At 72.4% G+C, this 3,080-nt stretch carries 3 protein-coding genes; all 3 read left to right on the top strand.

Translation table 11 applies throughout. From position 1 onward, the window contains the following. Positions 1–984, top strand: a 984-nt coding sequence (locus AC30N0_RS09275) for a Gfo/Idh/MocA family protein (RefSeq protein ID WP_489517638.1), incomplete at its 5' end; no start/stop codon positions are given. Then, entirely contained in the window at positions 981–2,111 is a 1,131-nt protein-coding gene (wecB, locus tag AC30N0_RS09280) for a non-hydrolyzing UDP-N-acetylglucosamine 2-epimerase (protein WP_489517639.1), read from the top strand. The genes AC30N0_RS09275 and wecB, both read left to right, overlap by 4 nt. Continuing rightward, positions 2,108–3,080, top strand: a 973-nt coding sequence (locus AC30N0_RS09285) for a heparinase II/III family protein (RefSeq protein ID WP_489517640.1), incomplete at its 3' end; no start/stop codon positions are given. The genes wecB and AC30N0_RS09285, both read left to right, overlap by 4 nt.

The following is a 3,080-nucleotide window of genomic DNA, read 5'->3' on the forward strand; positions in this document are numbered from 1 at the left end:
CGCAGCGTCCGCGTCGTGCCCGTCGACACCGCGGCGGCACCGGCCCGCGGCGCGGCGACGCTCGGCTTCATCGGCGCCGGCAACTACGCCGGCGCCGTCCTCGTCCCCGCCTTCAAGCAGACCGGGGCGCATCTGCATAGCGTCGCCTCGGCCGGGGGCGTGAGCAGCATGCACGTGGCGCGCAAGTTCGGCGTCGAGAACGCCAGCACCGACAGCGACGCGCTGGTCGCCGCGCCCGACATCGACAGCATCGTCGTCTCGACCCGGCACGACAGCCATGCGCGCTACGTCCTCGCCGCGCGCGCCGCGGGCAAGCACGTGTTCGTCGAGAAGCCGCTCTGCCTGACCCTCGACGAGCTGGGCCGGATCGAGGCCGCGTATGGCGACGCCTCGACGCTGCTGATGGTCGGCTTCAACCGCCGCTTCGCACCGCAGGTGCTGAAGATGAAGTCGCTGCTCGCCGGCGTGCCGGGGCCGAAGGCGTTCGTCATGACGGTGAACGCCGGCGCCATCCCCGCCGCGCACTGGACCCAGGACCCTGCTGCCGGCGGCGGCCGCTTCGTCGGCGAGGGCTGCCACTTCATCGACCTGCTGCGCCACCTCGCGGGCGCGCCGATCGCCGCGCATCGTGCCTACGCGATGGCCGGCCAGACGGCCGACAGCGCGTCGATCGGCCTTGATTTCGAAGACGGCTCGATCGGCACCGTCCACTACCTCGCCAACGGCAGCAAGGCCTTCGCCAAGGAGCGGCTGGAGGTGTTCGCTGCCGGCCGCGTCCTCCAGCTCGACAACTTCCGGCGCCTGAACGGCTTCGGCTGGCCGGGCTTCGCCGGCATGCGCCTGTGGCGGCAGGACAAGGGCCAGCAGGCCTGCGCGCAAGCCTTCGTCGACGCCGTGCGCAGCGGTGGCCCGGCGCCGATACGGCGCGAGGAGCTGTTCGAAGTCGCCCGCGTGACGATCGAGATCGCGGAGTCGCTGCGATGATCCGCCCGGCCTCGATCACGGCGCGCATCGACCTCATCGCCGGCGCCCGCCCCAACTTCATGAAGGTGGCGCCGATCCTCCGCGCCCTGGAAGCCGCTCGCGCCGAGGGGGGCAGCCTCGGCTACCGCCTGGTCCACACCGGCCAGCACTACGACCCGCGCATGTCGGGCGACTTCTTCCGCCAGCTCGGCATTCCCGAGCCCGACGTCAACCTCGAGGTCGGCTCCGGCAGCCAGGCCGAGCAGACCGGCGCGATCATGCTCGGCTACGAGAAGCTCCTGAACGAATCGCGCAGCGACCTCTGTCTCGTCGTCGGCGACGTCACCTCGACGATGGCGTGCGCGGTCACGGCGCAGAAGCTGCACGTGCCGGTGGCCCACGTCGAGGCCGGCATCCGCTCCGGCGACTGGACGATGCCGGAGGAGATCAACCGCCTCGTCACCGACGCGGTCGCGAACTGGTTCTTCACCACCAGCGAGGTCGCCAACGAGAACCTGCGCCGAAGCGGCGTCGCGGAAGACCGGATCTTCTTCGTCGGCAACACCATGATCGACACCCTGCTGGCGCACATGGAGCGGCTCGTCGCGCCGCCCTTCTGGGACGAGCATCGGCTGCAGCGCGGCGGCTACCTGGTGATGACGCTGCACCGGCCGGCCAACGTCGATGACCCAGCTTCGTTCGCCACCGTGCTGCGCGCCGCCGCCGATGCCGCGCGCGGCTTGCCGATCGTCTTTCCGATCCACCCGCGGACGGCGAAGTCGCTGCAGCGCGCAGGCGCCGTGCCGGCCAACGTGCTCGTCGTCGAACCGCAGCCCTACCTCGAATTCAACTACCTGGTGCGCCACGCGAGGGCGGTCATCACCGACTCCGGCGGCATCACCGAGGAGACGACGGTGATGGGCGTGCCCTGCATCACGCTGCGCGACAGCACCGAGCGACCCGAGACGGTGACGATCGGCACCAACGAGCTGGTCGGCACCGACCCGGCTCGCCTGGCGCCGACGCTGGACCGGCTGTTCGCCGGCGACTGGAAGCGGGGCGGCATCCCGCCGCTCTGGGACGGCCGCGCCGGCGAGCGCATCGTCGCCCACCTCACCCGGCTGCTCGGCCCGCGCGCCGCCGCGTGACTTCGCTCGGCACCTACTGGCGCACGGTGCGCCACCTGCGCCCGCGCCAGGTCACCGGCCGCCTGCGCATGCGCCTGCTGCCGCATCGGCGCGCCGACCTGCGCCCTGCCCCGCCGCCGCGCCGCGTCGCCGGCCCGTGGGCACTCCCGGCGCGGCGCGAGGCCAGCCTGGTTCCGCCGGCCACCTTCGATCTCCTCGGCGAACGCCACGATCTCGGCGCCATCGGCTGGAACGGAACGGGTGTCGCGCGCCTGTGGCGCTACCACCAGCACTACTTCGACGACCTCAACGCCATGGACGCGCAGGCGCGCTCGGCCGCGCACGAGGCGTTGCTGGCTGCATGGCTCGCCCGGAACCCGCCCGGCGTCGGCGCGGGCTGGGAGCCGTACCCGGTGTCGCTGCGCATCGTCAACTGGATCAAGTGGTCGTTGAGCGGCCACGCGCTGCCGGACCCTCTGAACCACAGCCTCGCGATCCAGGCGCGCTGGCTCGCAGCCCGACTCGAGACGCACCTGCTCGGCAACCACCTGTTCGCCAACGCCAAGGCGCTCGTCTTCGCCGGCCTGTGGTTCGAGGGCGACGAAGCGGCCACCTGGCTCGCTGGCGGCGTGGCCATCCTCCGGGCCGAGCTCGGCGAGCAGATCCTCCCGGACGGCGGCCACTTCGAGCGCAGCCCGATGTACCACGCGCTGGCGCTCGAGGACGTGCTCGACCTGGTCAACGCGATCGACGCGTTCGCGGTCGCCGACCCGCACCTTCGGGACCTGCGCGCGGGCCTGTCGGCGCGCATCGGGCCGATGCTGCGCTGGCTGGCGGCGATGACCCATCCGGACGGCACGCTGGCCCGCTTCAACGACTGTGCCGACGGCGTCGCGCCGGCCGGCGCCGAGTTGCTTCGACTGGCCGGGGCGCTCGGTTTCATGGCCGAGGCAGCCGCCGACGGCCCGGCCGGCGGCGCGGTGCTGCATC

Source organism: Rhizobacter sp., assembly GCF_031412495.1.
Lineage (GTDB): Bacteria > Pseudomonadota > Gammaproteobacteria > Burkholderiales > Burkholderiaceae_C > Schlegelella_A.

Excerpts from the sequence above, each read along its gene's own strand:
- wecB (WP_489517639.1), top strand. The coding sequence starts at position 981 with ATGATCCGCCCGGCCTCGATCACGGCGCGCATCGACCTCATCGCCGGC.